Source organism: Cellulomonas sp. PSBB021 (assembly GCF_002240455.1).
GTDB classification, from domain to species: Bacteria; Actinomycetota; Actinomycetes; order Actinomycetales; family Cellulomonadaceae; genus Cellulomonas; species Cellulomonas uda.
Genome location: NZ_CP021430.1, coordinates 3,511,120 through 3,527,635, shown reverse-complemented (window position 1 = coordinate 3,527,635; position 16,516 = coordinate 3,511,120). Strand labels below are relative to the sequence as shown.

15 protein-coding genes and 1 tRNA gene are annotated in these 16,516 nt (G+C 74.3%); 6 read left to right on the top strand and 10 right to left on the bottom strand.

The annotated features are described in order from the left end of the window. Nucleotides 1-154: 154 nt before the first annotated feature. On the bottom strand, nt 155-1,780 hold the full coding sequence (gene groL, locus CBP52_RS16200) for a chaperonin GroEL (RefSeq protein ID WP_094181823.1): 1,626 nt from the start codon (nt 1,778-1,780) through the stop codon (nt 155-157). A gap of 299 nt (nt 1,781-2,079) precedes the next feature. On the opposite strand from groL, the gene CBP52_RS16195 reads away from it, so the two are divergent. Beyond that, nucleotides 2,080-3,480, top strand: a complete 1,401-nt coding sequence (locus CBP52_RS16195; protein ID WP_094181822.1) for a glycoside hydrolase family 15 — start codon at nt 2,080-2,082, stop codon at nt 3,478-3,480. Between the two features lie 42 nt (nt 3,481-3,522). Here CBP52_RS16195 and CBP52_RS16190 read toward each other — a convergent pair whose 3' ends face one another. The 3 genes from CBP52_RS16190 to CBP52_RS16180 all read right to left on the bottom strand — a co-directional run bounded on the left by CBP52_RS16190 (nt 3,523) and on the right by CBP52_RS16180 (nt 4,860). Further along, nucleotides 3,523-3,726, bottom strand: a complete 204-nt coding sequence (locus tag CBP52_RS16190; protein WP_094181821.1) for a cold-shock protein — start codon at nt 3,724-3,726, stop codon at nt 3,523-3,525. 114 nt (nt 3,727-3,840) lie between these two features. Further along, the gene (locus tag CBP52_RS16185; RefSeq protein WP_157732687.1) at nt 3,841-4,455 is read right to left on the bottom strand and encodes a LytR C-terminal domain-containing protein; all 615 of its coding nucleotides are present in this window, start codon (nt 4,453-4,455) and stop codon (nt 3,841-3,843) included. 99 nt (nt 4,456-4,554) lie between these two features. After that, complete coding sequence (locus tag CBP52_RS16180) at nt 4,555-4,860, bottom strand: DUF3263 domain-containing protein (protein ID WP_094181819.1); 306 nt, start codon at nt 4,858-4,860, stop codon at nt 4,555-4,557. A gap of 104 nt (nt 4,861-4,964) precedes the next feature. Here CBP52_RS16180 and CBP52_RS16175 point away from each other — a divergent pair, with 104 nt between their 5' ends. Together CBP52_RS16175 and CBP52_RS16170 are read left to right on the top strand one after the other, a co-directional pair. Then, nucleotides 4,965-5,642 carry a uracil-DNA glycosylase gene (locus tag CBP52_RS16175; RefSeq protein ID WP_094181818.1) on the top strand — a complete coding sequence of 226 codons (678 nt, stop codon included), beginning with the start codon at nt 4,965-4,967 and terminating at the stop codon, nt 5,640-5,642. A 156-nt stretch (nt 5,643-5,798) separates the two neighbouring features. After that, complete coding sequence (locus tag CBP52_RS16170; RefSeq protein ID WP_094181817.1) at nt 5,799-6,635, top strand: SGNH/GDSL hydrolase family protein; 837 nt, start codon at nt 5,799-5,801, stop codon at nt 6,633-6,635. A gap of 10 nt (nt 6,636-6,645) precedes the next feature. On the opposite strand, the gene CBP52_RS16165 is transcribed toward CBP52_RS16170, so the two are convergent. The 4 genes from CBP52_RS16165 to CBP52_RS16150 form a co-directional block, all read right to left on the bottom strand. Further along, entirely contained in the window at nt 6,646-7,761 is a 1,116-nt protein-coding gene (locus tag CBP52_RS16165) for a hypothetical protein (protein ID WP_157732686.1), read from the bottom strand. Between the two features lie 15 nt (nt 7,762-7,776). Continuing rightward, nucleotides 7,777-8,457 (bottom strand): signal peptidase I, encoded by a 681-nt coding sequence (locus CBP52_RS16160; protein ID WP_157732685.1) that lies wholly within the window; start codon nt 8,455-8,457, stop codon nt 7,777-7,779. 11 nt (nt 8,458-8,468) lie between these two features. Further along, nucleotides 8,469-8,885: a hypothetical protein gene (locus CBP52_RS16155; RefSeq protein ID WP_094181814.1), complete on the bottom strand. Its 417-nt coding sequence runs from the start codon at nt 8,883-8,885 to the stop codon at nt 8,469-8,471. A 237-nt stretch (nt 8,886-9,122) separates the two neighbouring features. Further along, on the bottom strand, nt 9,123-10,262 hold the full coding sequence (locus tag CBP52_RS16150) for a sensor histidine kinase (protein WP_094181813.1): 1,140 nt from the start codon (nt 10,260-10,262) through the stop codon (nt 9,123-9,125). A gap of 74 nt (nt 10,263-10,336) precedes the next feature. On the opposite strand from CBP52_RS16150, the gene CBP52_RS16145 reads away from it, so the two are divergent. After that, on the top strand, nt 10,337-11,008 hold the full coding sequence (locus tag CBP52_RS16145; RefSeq protein ID WP_094181812.1) for a response regulator transcription factor: 672 nt from the start codon (nt 10,337-10,339) through the stop codon (nt 11,006-11,008). A gap of 33 nt (nt 11,009-11,041) precedes the next feature. Beyond that, nucleotides 11,042-11,118: transfer RNA gene (locus CBP52_RS16140), tRNA-Thr, on the top strand. A gap of 72 nt (nt 11,119-11,190) precedes the next feature. Here CBP52_RS16140 and CBP52_RS16135 read toward each other — a convergent pair. Both CBP52_RS16135 and CBP52_RS18420 read right to left on the bottom strand, forming a co-directional pair. Then, nucleotides 11,191-12,117, bottom strand: a complete 927-nt coding sequence (locus CBP52_RS16135) for a DsbA family protein (protein WP_094181811.1) — start codon at nt 12,115-12,117, stop codon at nt 11,191-11,193. Nucleotides 12,118-12,241: 124 nt separating this feature from the next. After that, nucleotides 12,242-14,641 carry a serine/threonine-protein kinase gene (locus CBP52_RS18420; RefSeq protein ID WP_232514549.1) on the bottom strand — a complete coding sequence of 800 codons (2,400 nt, stop codon included), beginning with the start codon at nt 14,639-14,641 and terminating at the stop codon, nt 12,242-12,244. 140 nt (nt 14,642-14,781) lie between these two features. Here CBP52_RS18420 and CBP52_RS16120 point away from each other — a divergent pair, with 140 nt between their 5' ends. Beyond that, nucleotides 14,782-16,374: an HNH endonuclease signature motif containing protein gene (locus CBP52_RS16120; protein WP_232514548.1), complete on the top strand. Its 1,593-nt coding sequence runs from the start codon at nt 14,782-14,784 to the stop codon at nt 16,372-16,374. Nucleotides 16,375-16,516 lie beyond the last annotated feature (142 nt).

Here is a 16,516-nt window from a genome sequence, read left to right as displayed (position 1 = left end):
CGCCGACGAGCCCCCCGCACCCGCCGGTCGGCCCGCACACGCCGGACGGGCCGGCCGCCCGAAGGCGACCGGCCCGTCCTGGGTCGTGCAGTGCTGCGTCAGGCGCGTGCGACGCGCCCGGGCAGGACCGGCTGAGGCAGGCTCAGCGGTCGGCTCAGAAGCCGCCGCCGAAGTCCTCGCCGCCACCGGCGGGGGCCGCGGGGGCCTTCTCCGGCTTGTCGGCGACGACGGCCTCGGTCGTGAGGAAGAGCGCGGCGATCGACGACGCGTTCTGCAGCGCGGAGCGCGTGACCTTGACCGGGTCGTTGACGCCCGCGGCGAGCAGGTCCTCGTAGTCGTTCGTCGCGGCGTTCAGGCCGTGGCCGGTCGGGAGGTTGCGCACCTTCTCCGCCACGACGCCACCCTCGAGACCGGCGTTGACCGCGATCTGCTTGAGCGGGGCCTCGATCGCGAGCTTGACGATCTGCGCACCGGTCGCCTCGTCGCCCTCGAGCTTGAGGCCCTCGAACGCCGTCTTGCCGGCCTGGATGAGCGCGACGCCACCACCGGCGACGATGCCCTCCTCGACGGCCGCCTTCGCGTTGCGCACGGCGTCCTCGATGCGGTGCTTGCGCTCCTTGAGCTCGACCTCGGTGGCCGCGCCGGCCTTGATGACGGCGACGCCGCCGGCGAGCTTGGCGAGGCGCTCCTGGAGCTTCTCGCGGTCGTAGTCCGAGTCCGAGTTCTCGATCTCGGCGCGGATCTGGGTCACGCGACCCGCGATCTGCTGCGCGTCGCCCGCACCCTCGACGATCGTGGTCTCGTCCTTGGTGACGACGATCTTGCGCGCCGTGCCGAGGACCTCGAGGCCCACCGTGTCGAGCTTGAGGCCGACGGTCTCCGAGACGACCTGGCCGCCCGTGAGGATGGCCATGTCCTGCAGCATCGCCTTGCGGCGGTCGCCGAAGCCGGGGGCCTTGACGGCGACCGACTTGAACAGGCCACGGATCTTGTTCACGACGAGGGTCGCGAGGGCCTCACCCTCGACGTCCTCGGCCACGATGAACAGCGGCTTGCCGGACTGGATGACCTTCTCGAGCAGCGGGAGCAGGTCCTTGACGTTCGAGATCTTGCCCTCGACGAGCAGGACGTACGCGTCCTCGAGGACGGCCTCCTGGCGCTCCGGGTCGGTGACGAAGTACGCCGACAGGAAGCCCTTGTCGAAGCGCATGCCCTCGGTGAGCTCGAGCTCGAGGCCGAGCGCGTTGGACTCCTCGACGGTGATGACGCCTTCCTTGCCCACCTTGTCGAGGGCCTCGGCGATGAGCTCGCCGATCGCGGTGTCACCGGCGGAGATGGCGGCCGTGGCGGCGATCTCCTCCTTGGTCTCGACCTCCTTGGCCTGCGCGAGCAGGGCGGCGGTGACGGCCTCGACGGCCTTCTCGATGCCACGCTTCAGCGCGATCGGGTTCGCACCCGCCGCGACGTTGCGCAGTCCCTCGCGCACGAGCGCCTGGGCCAGGACGGTCGCCGTCGTCGTGCCGTCACCGGCGACGTCGTCGGTCTTCTTGGCGACCTCCTTGACGAGCTCCGCACCGATCTTCTCGAAGGGGTCCTCGAGGTCGATCTCCTTGGCGATGGAGACACCGTCGTTCGTGATCGTCGGCGCGCCCCACTTCTTGTCGAGCACGACGTTGCGGCCCTTCGGGCCGAGCGTGACCTTCACGGTGTCGGCGAGGACGTTCAGACCCCGCTCGATGCCGCGGCGGGCCTCCTCGTTGAAGGCAATGATCTTGGCCATGTGGCGAGCGATCCTTCGCTTGGGTTCGGGTCGGCCGGTCGGTGCCCGCGACGGACGACGACCGGGCGCGCGGTCTTGTCCCGCACACCCGACGCCTCACCTGACGGCCGGGGTGGTTCTGTCACTCTCAACCCGAGAGTGCTAAGTCAATGGTTAGCACTCGACCCCTGCGAGTGCAAGCACGCATCCCCGTCCGCGCCCCGCCCTTCACGCACCGCGAACACGCCCGGCCCACGGCGCCCGCGGACGCGGGCCCGAACGGGCCGTCCGGACCGCCCCGCTCGGCTAAGGTCCGGGACGTGCCCGGTGACGACGCCCGCACCTCCCGCAGCCGACGACGCACGCGTCTCGTCGTCGGCGCGCTGGCGGCCGCCGGGGCGGTCGCCGCCGCGGTGCTCCCGGTCACCACGGCCCGGCCCGCGGCCGCGGCCGCGGAGCCTGCGGCCCTCCCGTACGCGGTGGTCCCGCTGCACCAGACCGGCGTCGCGCTCGCCCCCGACGGCTCGGTGGTCGAGCTCCCCGCCGACGCCGACGTCGCCTACCTCGACGGCACTCGCGTGCTCGACCCGCGCGTGGGCCACCTGGGCTCGGTGCTGCGCGGCGAGGCGGGTGCGCCCGGCGTCTCCGCGGCACGTCGGCTCGCCGACGAGCAGGCGGCCTGGCTCGCGCAGGGCACGGTCCCGGGCGCCGGCGGCCCCTACGAGGACCTCGCGCGCGACGCGCTGCTGGACCTGCGCACGCTGCTGCTGCCGGACGGCGCGGTCGTCGCGGGCTGGACGCCGGCCTGGCGGTACGTGTGGCCGCGGGACGCGTCGTTCGTCGCCGTCGCGCTCGCGCGCACCGGGCACCCGGCCGACGCGCTCGAGGTGCTGGGCTTCCTCGCGGACGTCCAGCGGGCCGACGGCGGGTTCGAGGCGCGCTACCTGCCCGACGGCTCGGGCCCGCCCGACGACCGCACGCCCCAGACGGACGGCCAGGGCTGGGCCATGTGGGCCGCGGGGCTCGTGCTCGACGAGGTGCCACCGGGCACCGCCCGGACCGCGGCCGCGCACCGACTCGCCCCGCTCGTCGCGGCCGCGGTCGACGGCACCGCCGCGCTGCTCGACCCTCGCGGGCTGCCGCCGGCGTCCCCGGACTACTGGGAGCGCGACGAGACCCGGCTGACCCTCGGCACGGTCGCACCGCTCGTCGCCGGCCTCGAGCAGGCCGTCGCGGTCCTGCGGGAGGCGGGCGACGACGAGCGTGCGCTCCTCGCGCAGCGCACGGCGCGCACCGCGCGGGTGGCCGCGGTCGAGACGTTCGGCCCCGCCGGCTGGACCCGCTACCCGGACGGCGCCGACCACGACGCGGCCTCGGCGTTCGTCCTCGCGCCGTTCTGGCAGGCGCCCGCCGCGGGCGGACGCGACGCGTGGCTGCGCTCGATCACCGAGATGAGCCGACCCCTCGGCGTCGCCCCCGCGGGCGAGTGGCGGCGCGACGGCGTCACGTGGACACCGCAGACCACCCTGTACGCGTGGGTCGCCGCGGAGAACGGCGAGGACGAGCGCGCCCGGGCCTGGCTCGCGGCCGTCGACACGCACCGCACCCCGACCGGCTCGATCCCCGAGAAGATCCTCGCGGACGGCAGGCCGGCGGCCGTCGCGCCCCTCACCTGGAGCGCCGCGTGCGCGCTGCTGGCGATCGACGCCCTCGACCGCTGACCGCCGCCGCGGGCAGCTACCGGGTGAGCTACGAGGTGAGGCTCAGAGCGGGCGGACCTGGTCGGCCTGCGGGCCCTTGGCGCCCTGCCCGACCTCGAACTCGACCTGCTGACCCTCCTCGAGGCTCCGGTACCCGTCGACCTGGATCGCGGAGAAGTGCACGAACAGGTCCGCACCTCCCGCGTCCGGCGTGATGAAGCCGTAGCCCTTCTCCGCGTTGAACCACTTCACCGTGCCGTGCGCCATGCCGTCAGCTCCTTGCTGGGGAGAACCTCCCACGCCGCTGCGCGGGGTGCGCCGAAGCCTAGTGGGAGCGCACCCGCCGCGAACAGAGCCCGTCCGAGACCTGTGGAGGACGGCTCAGGGCAGCGCGGAGACGAGCACCACGACGACGCCCGACGGCGCCTGCGCGGGGTCGAGCTCCACCGCCGAGATCCCGAGGGCCGAGGCGACCACCGACGCGGTCGTCGAGTCCTCCTCGGAGGCGTAGTACACGGTCGACGCCTCGGGCTTGGTGCCCGTGAAGTTCGTCGGGACGACCTCGGTGAAGCCGGCCTGCTCGAGCCGCTCGGCGCCCTTCGCGGCGAGGCCCTGGATGCCGGCCGCGTTGTACACCGTGACCGTCGTGGCGAAGTCCGGTGCGGGAGCGCTCGTCTCCTCCTGCGTCGGCTCCTGCTCACCCGCGGGCTCGGTCTCCTCGCCCGTCGGCTCGGCACCCGGCGTCTGCGGCGCGGTGGCGGTCGGTGCCGGCGTCTCGTCGGCGTCGCTGCCGCCGGACGAGATCGGGAGGTCGCCGCCGCGCGTGGCGAAGGCGACGATGCCGTACGCGAGGGCCGGTGCGAGCACCAGGACCACGAGGAACGGCCACCAGCGGCTCCATGCCGAACGGGGCGCGCGGTGGACGCCGCGGGGGGCGGTGGGGTCCGGGGGCGCGTCGAACTCGTCGTCCGGGTACGGGTAGTCGGCCTTGCTCACGGCAGGAAGGCTATCCGGCCCGACGCCGTGCGCATGCACCGGCGCGGCGGACACGCTCACGCACGGGTGACGACACGCGGGCGAGCCGCGCGAGCGGGGTCAGGCGTCGACGCCCAGCCGGCGCGCCGTGCGGGCCCGCTGACGCGACTGGCGCATCCGGCGCAGGCGCTTGACGAGCATCGGGTCGTGCGCCAGGGCCGCCGGGTCGTCGATCAGCGTGTTGAGGATCTGGTAGTACCGCGTGGCCGACAGGTCGAACAGCTCACGGATCGCCTGCTCCTTGGCGCCCGCGTACTTCCACCACTGACGCTCGAACGCGAGGATCTGCGCGTCCCGCTCGCTCAGCCCCTCGACCTCGCCCGCGGGCATCGGCTCGAGCTGTGCGGTCGAGAGGGCTGCGTCCATGAGCGCCAGGATAGGCCGCGAACCACACCGGTGTCATTCGCCCGCCCGAGCCCGGCCGCGGGGCCGCGCCCGCGGTTCACCCGCCCGCCGGTAGGGTCCAGCGCGTGGTTCCCGCACCGCTGTCCGAGCTCGTCGCACCCGACTGGGCCGCCGCCCTCGCCCCCGTCGAGGCCCACGTGCACGCCGCCGGGCGGTTCCTGCGCGACGAGGTGGCCGCGGGCCGCGAGTACCTGCCCGCACCCGACGCGATCCTGCGCGCGTTCCACCGCCCGCTCGCCGACGTGCGCGTGCTCGTCGTCGGCCAGGACCCGTACCCCACGCCCGGGCACCCCATGGGGCTGTCGTTCTCCGTGCAGCCCGACGTGCGGCCCGTGCCGCGCTCGCTCGCCAACATCTTCCGCGAGCTCGTCGACGACCTCGACGCGCCCGCCCCGACGAGCGGCGACCTGACGCCGTGGGCGGACCAGGGCGTGATGCTGCTCAACCGGGTGCTCACCGTCCGGCCGGGCGCACCCGCCTCCCACCGCGGCAAGGGGTGGGAGGCCGTCACCGACCGGGCGATCGCCGCGCTCGTCGAGCGTGGCGGACCGCTCGTCGCGATCCTGTGGGGGCGCGACGCGCAGACCCTCAAACCCGCGCTGGGCCGGGTGCCGACCGTCGAGTCCGTGCACCCCAGCCCGTTGTCCGCGTCGCGCGGGTTCTTCGGCTCGCGGCCGTTCTCCCGCGTGAACGAGCTGCTGGTCGCGCAGGGCGGGACCCCCGTCGACTGGCGCCTGCCGTAGTCAGCACGTGCAGCTCGGCGTCGCGCCGTTCTGCGCACCTGCCTCGAAGAGGTCGATCTCGACGTTCGTCCCGGGGCGGCGGTCCACTCCGGGAACAGCCGCGCAGGTCGATCGCCGTGTCGGGGTCGACCGCGGTCGCGCTGGCGGAGAGGCAGAATGTCCGTCGTGTCGACTGACGAGGGCGTGCGCTGGAGCCGGTACGTGGCCGTGGGTGACTCGTTCACCGAAGGGCTGTGGGACTCGCCCGACGGACGGGCGCCGGCCGACCCGACCGCCCCCCTGCGCGGCTGGGCGGACGTGCTCGCCGCACGCCTGTCCGCACGGCGGGTCGCCGGCGGCGGGGCGCCGCTCGAGTACGCGAACCTCGCGATCCGCGGGCGGCTGCTGCGCCCGATCCTGCGCGACCAGGTCCCGGCGGCGCTCGGCCTCGAGCCCGACCTGGTGAGCCTCATCGGCGGCGGGAACGACATCCTGCGGCCCGCCGCCGACGTCGACCGGCTCGCGCGCGACCTCGAGGCCGCCGTCGCCCGGCTGCGCGCGGCAGGCGTCGACGTGCTCCTCGGGACCGGCGTCGACACCGTGGACAGCGGGCTCCTGCGCGCGACCCGCTCGCGGGTCGCGACGTACAACACGCACATCTGGTCGATCGCGCACCGGCACGGTGCGCACGTCCTCGACCTGTGGGGCATGCGCTCCCTGCGCGACTGGCGCATGTGGGCCGACGACCGCATCCACCTCACCACGCAAGGGCACGCACGGGTCGCGCAGGCCGCGCTCGTCGCGCTCGGCCTGCCGCCCGACGAGGAGCGCTGGGACGACCCGCTCGCCCCGCAGCCGCCCACGCCCCGGCTCGACCGGCTGCGCGGCGACGCCCGCTGGGCACGCGAGCACGTCTACCCGTGGGCCACCCGGCGGCTGCACGGGCGCTCGTCGGGCGACACCCGCACGCCCAAGCGGCCCGCGGCCGCCCCCGTCACGTCCGAGGAGGGCTGAGCCCGGCCCGTCAGCGGGTCGCGCAGTAGGTGAACACGTAGGTCTGGGTACCCGAGATGTTCGCCGCGGTGTTGCTCGTGAACCGGAACTTGTTGCCGCCCAGGTCGGTGCGGGTGAGCTGCCAGAAGTTGTCGGTCAGCTCCGACCACCCGGACCCTCCCACCGCGGCGCGCGCCGCCGACATGTCGATCTCGGCGGTCCACCCGAAGAAGAACCGCGACGTGCCGTTACCCGTGACGGTCGCCGTCACGCACGCCTGCGTCGCGGTCCACGCGGGGCTGTTCGTGTACGTCACCGTGTACGCCGACGGCGTCTGGACACCCGGCGGCAGGTTGTAGTTGCACACCTGGAAGCGCAGCGTCGTGGCGCTCGTGATCGTCGTGACCGGCGCGTCGACGTCCGGCTTCCCGGCGATCAGCGCGGTCATCGCGGTGTGGTCGTACGTGATGCCGAGCTTCCACGCGATGTCCGCACCGCCGGGCGCGTTGAGCAGCGCGAACTGGCTCGTCGTCCCGTTGAACGGCGCCTGCGCCAGGTCCATCTTCAGCTGCCACGGCACGGGCGTGGTCGACGTCGTCGAGACCGTCGCGGTGAAGCACACCTGCACGGGGTTGTTGGTGACGAGCGTCCACTCGATGTTCGGCATCACCGTGTTCCCGTTGCCGGGGCTCACGGGACCGGCGGGCGGCGTGTAGGCCCACGTGGCGGGGACGGGCCAGCCGTTGACGGTCACCCAGGCACGCCCGCTCCCCGTGACCGGGGGCGTGAACGCCGGGCCCGTCGCGGTGAACGCGCCACCCGTGATCGCGGACGACGACGACGAGACGAACGCCTGCGTCCACGCACCCGTGGAGCCCGACGCGACCCGCACCGCACCGATCGTGCACCCACCCGCGAGGCCCGACACCGCGACCTGCGTGAACTGGCCCGCGCTCGACGTGCCCGTCGGGCTGACCGTCACCGGGCCCGGCGCGCAACGCGCGAGCTGCTTCGCCGTCGGGCGGACCGGAGACATCAGCGACAGCCCGGCCGCCTGGGCACCGGCGACCGACAGGACCGCGAGCGCGAGCACGACGAGCAGCGCCACCACCGGGTGGCGTCGCGGGGCTCGGGCACGCGTGGGCATGTCGGTCCTCTCCGGTCAGTCGGGGGGAGCGGTCGAGGCGGCGTCGGGGTGGGAGCCGGTGCCCGGCCCACCCGCGGCCTCGTCGTCGGACCCGCGCTCGGCGGAGCCGTCGTCCCCGGGCTCGTCGTCCACGTCCTCGTCGGCCATGTCCTCGTCGGCTATGTCCTCGTCGTCCACGGGCTCGTCGTCCACGGGCTCGGCGTCCTTCGACGGCCAGGCCCACAGCGCGAGCGCCAGGAACAGCAGCCCGAGCCACAGGTACGCGTTGGTCACGACGCGCAGCGCGAGCCCGATCTTCGGGATGTGCGCCTGCGCGACGCCGAGCACCTCGTCGCCCGCGGGCTCGAACGGGTCCGTGAAGGAGTTGTTGTCGCCGCGCACCACCCACCCGTCGGCGTCACCGCCGATGACACGGTGGATGATGCGCACGCCGTGCTCCGAGGCGGGCGCGTAGACGATCACGTCCCCCACCTCGGGCTCGCCGCAGCGCGAGATCACGATGTCGCCCGTGTGGTACGTCGGCTCCATCGAGTGACCGTTGACGTAGGTCAGCGTGGTGCAGCCGCCCAGGCTCGTCGGCCACACGAACCACGCCGCCAGCAGCGCGGCCGCGTAGAACAGGACGGTCGGGACAGTGCGCAGCACCCGACGCGCGGGGGGCGCGTCGGGTGCTGCGGCGACGACCGTGCCGGGCACGAGGCCTCGGGTCAGCTGTGCAGCGAGAGGGCGAAGCCCGTGATCGAGGCCGGGTCGACGCCGGACGGGGCCGCGACGGTCAGGACGCCGGCGGCGGCGTTGCCCGTGGCGAGCGCCTGCCAGTCACCGGTGGTCTTGTAGGCCACCGAGTACTTCGCGCCCTGCGTCGCGCACGCGGCGTCGATCGAGCTGAACGTGATGTTCGGGACCTTCCACGGGTTCGTCGTCGTCCCGTCGAACGTGGGGGCGCTGAACGCGACCGCGACGGCGGACGACTGGCACTCGCCCGAGACGGTCACGTTGCCGGCCTGGAACTGGCCGCCCCAGCTGAGGTTGAGCTGCGACGCGGAGGCGAGGGACAGACCGGCGACGCCGACGAGCGCGAGGCCGACGGCGATGGCCTTGCGGCGGTTGTTCTTGGTGCGCATGGGGTTCTCCTGGAGGGGGAGGCGGACGGCGGCTCCGGGGGTGGGCGCCGAGCGGCCCGCTCACGCGGACGAGATCGACGGTAGGACGGTTGTCGGAGCGCTCCCATGGCCGGGTGAGGTGCTGCCACCCACCGCGCCGGGTATGCCGGTTTATTTCACCCTGGACAACCGTCCAGGTATCAGGACATCTCCCGAGAAAGCGGTCGCCACCTGCGACGCGGCCGTTCGGGTGACATCTCAGAGCGGGAGCCGCGCCTCCAACCGCGCGCCCCGGGGACGCAGCGCCTCCAGACGCACCGTCCCACGCACCAGATGCAGCCGCGACGCGAGCCGCGCGGTGCCCCCGCCGGGGTCGCTGCCCCGCGACGGGTCCGGCGACGGCCCGTCGTTCTCCACCGCGACGACGAGCGCGCGGTCCACCACGGCGAGCGCGACGACGATCGTCGCGGCCGGTCCGTTCTTCAACGCGTTGGTGACGCCCTCCTCGACCACCCGCACCGCGAGCAGCCGCTGCGCGGTCGAGAGCGTGCCCTGCACCGGGTCGTCGACCGTGCGCACCTCGGGAGCCACCGTCAGGCGCGTCGCGATCGCGGTCGGCAGCCGGCCCAGCAGCGCACGCACCGCCGGCACCAGGCCCAGCTCGAGGCGCTCCGGGTACAGCAGCCGGCTCATCTGCCGCACGTCCAGCTCCCGCACCACGTCCAGCTCGTCACGCACCCGGCGCAGCGTCTCCACGTCGTCCGGGTCCGCACCGCGCTCGACCAACCGGCCCAGGACCTCGTCGAGATGCGCGTTCACCACCACGAGCTTGCCCTGCAACGAGCCGTGCAGACCCTCCGCGACCTCGCGGCGCACCCGGATCTCCTCGGCCTCGAGCGCCTCCAGCACGTGCTCCACCTCGAGCGCCTCACGCTCCGCGCGCCTCAGGTGCGCACGGCTGCGCCGCCGCGCCGACATCCCCCACACCCCGATGCAGCCCGACACCAGCGCGAGCACCACCCCCGCCACGAACTCCGCCTCGATCGTCGCGCGCTCCGGGTTCGAGTACACGCTCAACAGCTCCTGCGCCGCCGTGCGCCCGCCCGCCGCGACCACCGACGCCAGCACCAGACCGCCCAGGATGCGCGCCAACGACACCCAGCGGTACACACCCATCGCCCACAGCGCACCCACCAGCAGGAGGACCGCCAGCACGTTCGCCGCGACCCGCGACCACACGCTCACGTCCCGCCACGCGGGGATCAGGTTCGAGTACACGTACGCCGCCTGGATCGACGCCCCCAGGCCGTACCCGAGCGCGACGACGCCCGTGAGCCGCAGGAGGACCCTGCGGTCCGCGGTCACGTCACCCCGCCTCGTCGGCGCCCCCTCGACCATCGTCCTCCTACCCGTCGGGCCCGGTCCGCCGTGTCCGCACGCGCACTCCGCCCGAGCCGACGATACTGAACCCGATGAGCACACCCCTGGCCGAGGTCATCCGAGTGGCGGTCGTCGAGGACCAGCCGCTCTTCCGCTCGATGCTCGAGCGGACCCTCGCGGAGATGCCCGGCCTGCGGGTCGTCGCGTCCGTGGGGACGTTCGCCGAGGCCCGCGCCGCCCTGCGGCCCGGCAGCGTCGACGTCGCGCTGCTCGACATCGACCTGCCCGACGGGAACGGCATCGCCCTCGGCGTCATGCTCCGCCGCGAGCAGCCCCGGCTCGGGATCCTGCTGCTGTCCGCGCACGACGCGATGGACCTGCTCCTCGACCTGCCGCCCGACGTCGCCGACGGGTGGGGCTACCTGTCGAAGAGCAGCTCCACGAGCGAGGAGCTCCTGCTGTCCGCGGTGCGCTCCGCCGCAGTCGGCGTGACCGTGCTCGACCCCGAGCTGCTCGCGCGGGCGACCCCGCGCGCCGGGTCCGACGTCGCCCGGCTCACGCACCGGCAGTACGAGGTCCTGCGGCTCCTCGCGTCCGGGCTGTCCAACGCCGGCATCGGTGAACGGCTCGGGATCACCGAGAAGTCCGTGCAGAACCACGTCAACGCGCTGTACGCCACGCTCGGCATCGACGCCGACCCGTCACGCAACCCGCGCGTGAGCGCTGCGCTGCGGCTGCTCGAGGAGACGGGCACAGGCACCTGATCCCGTGCGCGGTTCGGTAGGCTGACCGCCCTCGCCTCCTTAGCTCAGCTGGCCAGAGCAGCTGTCTTGTAAACAGCAGGTCGTCGGTTCGAATCCGACAGGGGGCTCCACACCGGCGCCACCGACGACGACGGGCCCGGCCCCCGCTCCTGCGAGCGGTGGACCGGGCCCGTCGGTCGACGTCAGCCCTTAGCGGCGAGCGCGGCCTCGACGGCGGCACGCAAGGGGCCCTGCGTGTACAGCGGACTCTTGTCCTGACCCTCAGGCCACTCCTGGCCGTCGATGAGCACCGTCGGCGTACCGACCTCACCGCGGTCGATCGCCATCTGCTGGGTCGCGGCCGTGACCCACGGCGCGAACGTGCGCCACGTGCCGGTCTTCTCCTCGGCGTCCTTGCCGACCTCGAACGTGCCGTCCACCGTGTCCGTGAACGTGTCCGCGACCTCCTGCGGGACGCCGACCCCGACCGCGATCTCCGCGATCTTGTCGTCCGTCAGACCCGTCGTGCCCTCCTTGGGCTCGCTCTCGTACATCGCGGTGATGAAGTCCTGGACGTGCTCCGGGGACTTGTCGGCGACGACCGCGAGCGCGTTCGCCGCACGCGTCGAGAACGAGGTGCCCTTCGACTGACCGTCGAGGAACGACACCGGCCGGTAGTCGATCGTCACGCCGTCGGACGCGGCGAGCTCCTCGAGGTCCGCCGCGTTCGCGGCGTCGAACATGCCGCAGTAGGGGCACATGAAGTCGAAGTACACGGTCACGACGACGTCGTCCGCGCCCTGCTCACCCACGCCGGCCGCGCTGATGGGGATGCCGCCCTTGTCGTTCGCGGTCGACGGCGCCGTCACGTCCGCGAGCTTCGGCGCGACCACCTGCGACTCGCTGCCGCCGTAGACCACGTCGCTGTACTTCGCCTCGGTCTCCGCGTTGTTCTTGATCGTGACGCCCACGAACACGCCAACCGCAGCGATCACGACGACGAGCAGGCTCGCCGTGAGGATCTTCGTGCGCCGCGCGCGGCGCTCCTGCTCTTGACGCATCTGCAGGGCCTTGGCGCGCGCCTCGTCGCGGCGCTGCGCCTTGGTCGGCCTGGGGTCGTTCGTGGGCACGGGATCTCCTCGGTCGGTGGGCGACACGGCACAGGGTACGGGTCGAACCCGTGCGTCGGCACGGACCTGTCGGCCCGACCCCGAACTGGCACGGTTCAGCGCCTTGCGCCACACCCGCGGCAGGTCACGGGACCGTGGGCGTCGGCGCAGGCGACCACACGATCCCCGCACCGTTCGTCACCAGCGACGCCACGACGACCGCCGCGAGCACGCACGCGACCACGAGCACCGCCGCACCCAGACGCCCCGGCGCGACGACCGCGAGGACGCGTCGCGCACCCGTGCGCGTCATCCGCGACAGCGGCCCCCACCACGCGACCACCAGCCACAGCAGCACCGCCGACGCCACGACGAGCGCCGCCGTCCCCCCGTCCACCGGGTCACCCGAGCGCAGGTCCCCGATCGTCCACGTCCCGTTGTCGACGAGCCACGCGACCACCCCGCCCACCAGCACCGTCACGCACGACGCGACGACGAGCGACGGCACGAGCGCCACCACCGCCCGCACCAGGTACCACGGCGTCGCCACGACCGTGCGCGGCACGTCGGAGGCGCGCACCCCCCGCTGCTCACGCCGCCCGTACATCGCCTCGACGGCCGTCCCGGCCGTCCGCACCAGCACCAGCAGCACGACGAGCACGCCCACCGTCACCACCGGCGCGAGCGCACCCAGCGCCCCCACCAGCGCCGCGAGCGCCAGCAGCGACCCCCAGCGCCGGCGGGCCGGCGGGCGCACGTAACCCGAGCCGTCCGGGACCACCTCCGAGGCGTCCAGGTCGTCCTCGATCCAGTCGACGCCCTCCTGCGCCTCCCCGTCCGCCTCCCCGTCTCGCGACTGCCATGCCTGCGGCCCGCCACGGTCGAACCCGTCGTCCGCCAGGTGCTGGCCGTACCGCGGGTCGAGCGCCAGGTCGTCCAGCTCGTCCAGGTCCGGGTTCTCGAACACCGTCTCGTCGCGGTCCGAGCCGCCCCGCACGGAACGGTCGAGCGTGTTCCCGGACGTCGCGCCGGCGCGGTCGTCGGCCGCTGGGCCGGCGGATGCCGCCGAGGGGTTCGCCGGCAGGACGGTCGTCGGGTCGCCGGCCGGCAGGACGCGCGTGTGGCCGTCCTGCACCGGGAGGCTGCGCGTGTCGATCACGACCGTGCCCGGCTCCTTGCCCGGGTTCGCGGGGCCCGCGTCCGCGAGCGCCGTGGCGGTCAGGGCGACGGTGCTCGTGGCGTCGCGCTCGTCGTCGTCCGACGAGCCGTCGTCCGACGAGTCGTCGTCCTCGTCCTCGCCTTCCTCGTCTTCCTCATCCTCGTCGGTGTCGTCGTCCGCGTCGTCCGCGACTGCGTCGTCGTCCGACTCCTCGTCGGCCGGGTCGGCCTCGTTCGCGGCGGACGCCTCCGGCGGGGGTTGGTCGTCGCGGCCCTCGTCGTCGGGGTGGGTGTCGTCGGAGTCGGCGGGGACGTCGTCGTCGGAGTCTGCGCGGACGTCGTCGTCGGCGTCGGACCCGTCGGGGGCGGACTCGTCAGGGGCGGACTCGTCGGAGGCGGACTCGTCGGAGGCGGACTCGTCGGAGGCGGACTCGTCGGAGGCGTCGTCGTCGTCCTCGTCGTCCGCACGAGCGCCCGCGCCGGTCGAGGCGAGCGCGACGGTCGCGGCGACGGCGGCGGGCACGGCGGCGTCCGCCACGACCGCCCCGCCGGGGCCCGTCTCGACCGGGTCGCCGTCGACCGCCGCCACCGCGAGCGCCGCTACCAGGTCGTCGGCGTCGAGCCGCGCGGAGGGGTCGGGGTCGAGCGCGCGGCGCAGCGCGTCACTGGTCAACGGTCCCAGGCCGGTGAGGTCCGCGTCCCCCGCCCGGGCACGCGCCAGGACGGTCTGCAGCGGGCGCGTCCCGAACGGCGGCCGGCCGGTCGCGGCGAAGGCCAGGACCGCCGCGAGGCCCCACAGGTCAGTCTCGGGCGAGGGCTCGGCGCCGTCGAGCAGCTCGGGCGCGAGGTAGCCCGGGGTGCCGACGACGAGGCCCGCCGTGGTCACCTGGGCCGAGCGGTCACCCGCGGCCTGCGCGATCCCGAAGTCGATCAGCACGGGACCGTCCTCGCCGACGACGACGTTCGTGGGCTTGAGGTCGCGGTGCACGACCCCCGCGGTGTGCACCGCGGTGAGGGCGTCGGTGAGGTCGCGCGCGAGGTCGCGCAGGTCGTCGGGACCGAACGGCCCGTGCTCGCGGACGTGGTCCTCGAGGTTCGCGCCGGCGACGAGCTCGGTGACGATGAACGCCTCCGTGGAGTCCGCCTCGGCGTCGAGGACGGACGCGACGGACCGGTGCCGCAGCCGCTGGAGCGCGAGGACCTCGCGGCGCAGGCGGTCGCGGCCCTGCGCGTCGGCGCCGATCTGCGGGTGGAGGAGCTTGAGCGCGACCGCCGTGCCACCGTCGTCGACCGCCCGGTAGACCGTGCCCATGCCCCCGGAGCCGAGGGGGGCGACGACCGTGTAGCCGCCGATCTGCGCCCCCGGCGCGAGGCCGATCCGTTCCATGCCAGGTCACGCTAGGCGGCTGCGGGCGTGCGTGCGAACAGGCGCGCTGGTCCTGGACGGGCGGTGCGCGGGGCACCACCGGTGCCCGAGGTGTGGACAGGCGGTGGTGCGGTTCGTCCGGGTTGCGTAACATCGAACACGTGTTCGAGTCGGAGGCCGTGGCGGTCGGGGGTGCCTTGCCGCGCGGCTCTGCGCCGTCGGACGTGCTCGCATCGCTCGCCCAGGTCGCGGAGCAGCTGCGCGCGGTCGCCGAGCGGTCTCGCGGCTCCCGGGCGTGGGACGGGGCGGCGTGCGCGCGCGTCGTGCGGGCGCTGGACCAGGTGGCGAGCCTCGTCACCGCCGCGCGGGGGCCCGTCCTCCTCGCGCAGCACGCGGCGGCCGCTCGCGCAGGGGCCGAGCGGGCGTTCGTGGACACCCGGGCACGGCTGTCGGGGACGACGAGGTTCGCCGCGGCCCGGGAGGTCGCCGCGGCCCGCGCGATGGACCGGCTGCCGCTCGTCGGCGTGGCCGTGGCCGAGCACGCCGTGCCCTGCGGGCACCTCGACGTGCTCGGCCAGGCGCTCGCCGGTGCGAGCGATCACGTCGCGCGCGTGCTCGCCGACGAGCGGACGCAGGAGCAGCTCGTCGAGCTCGCGCAGCAGACGGACGCCCGGCAGTTCTCCCGGCACGTCGCGGCGCTGGTCGCGGAGCACGACCCGGCCCGGGCGGAGGACGAGCGAGAGGACGCACGCCGCGCGCGGCACCTCACGCTGAGCCACGGTCCACGCGGGACCGCGCTCAAGGGGTTCCTCGACCCGCTCGCGGGTCACGTGCTCGCCCGCGCGCTCGACGCGACGGGCCACCGCGAGGACGACGACCGCACACGCGACCAGGCACGCGCCGACGCCCTGACGGCCCTGGCCCAGCACGCGCTGGCGGGTGGGTTCAACGCCGGTGGGCTCCGCGCGCAGCCGGCATCCGACCCCGACGAGTCCGGCCGCACCGGCGGGGAAGACGACCGCCCGGCGGCGGCGGTCGCTCCCGACGGCGCCGTGAGCGCGCCCGCCGCGCAGGTGAGCCTGCTCGTACCGGCCGAGACGTGGCACGCGGTGCGTGAGCACCAGGCACGCCGTCGTCCCGGTGCGGGGCGTCGTGCCGGTGCGGGGCATGGCGTGGGTGCGGCCGGGCCGCCCGATGACGCGGCGGAGACCCTCGGGGGTGAGCATCAGCGGGTGGCGCCCGCGGTGAGCGACGACGGGACGGTCCTGACGCGCACCGAGCTCGCGGCCGCCTTGTGCGACTGCGCGATGACGCGCGTCGTCATGGACACGGGCGGTCTGCCGCTCGACGTCGGGCGCACGCGGCGCATGTTCACGCCCGCGCAGCGGCTCGCCGTGGTCGCACGCGACCGGCAGTGCGCGTGGAACGGCTGCTCGGTCGCCGCTCGGTACTGCCACGTGCACCACGTCCGCTGGTGGCACCGGGACGGCGGGCGATCCGACCTGGACAACGCCGTGCTGCTCTGCTCGCACCACCACCACCTGGTGCATGCGCTCGACCTCGACGTCGAACGGGTGGCTCCCCCACCTCGCGCGACGGACCACCGGGCACCTGCCCACGCAGAGCTGCCGGGGAGCACCGGGGAGTCCGCTCCGGAGCCCGGCCCCGGGTTGGCGAGTCTCGGCGTGCGCTACGTGTTCCGGGGGCGCCGGGGCACGGTCCACAACGGTCCGAGCCGCGAGCCGCCCGGTTGACCGGGCAGGCGACGGGCGGTCCGACCCGCGTCACCTGCGGGTTGGACTGCGCGTCGGGGGCGGCTCGGCCTGCGTGTGACGTGCGTCGTTCGGCAGGCGGGGTCGCGGGGGCACCGACTAGGGTCAAGATTCAGTCAACCCA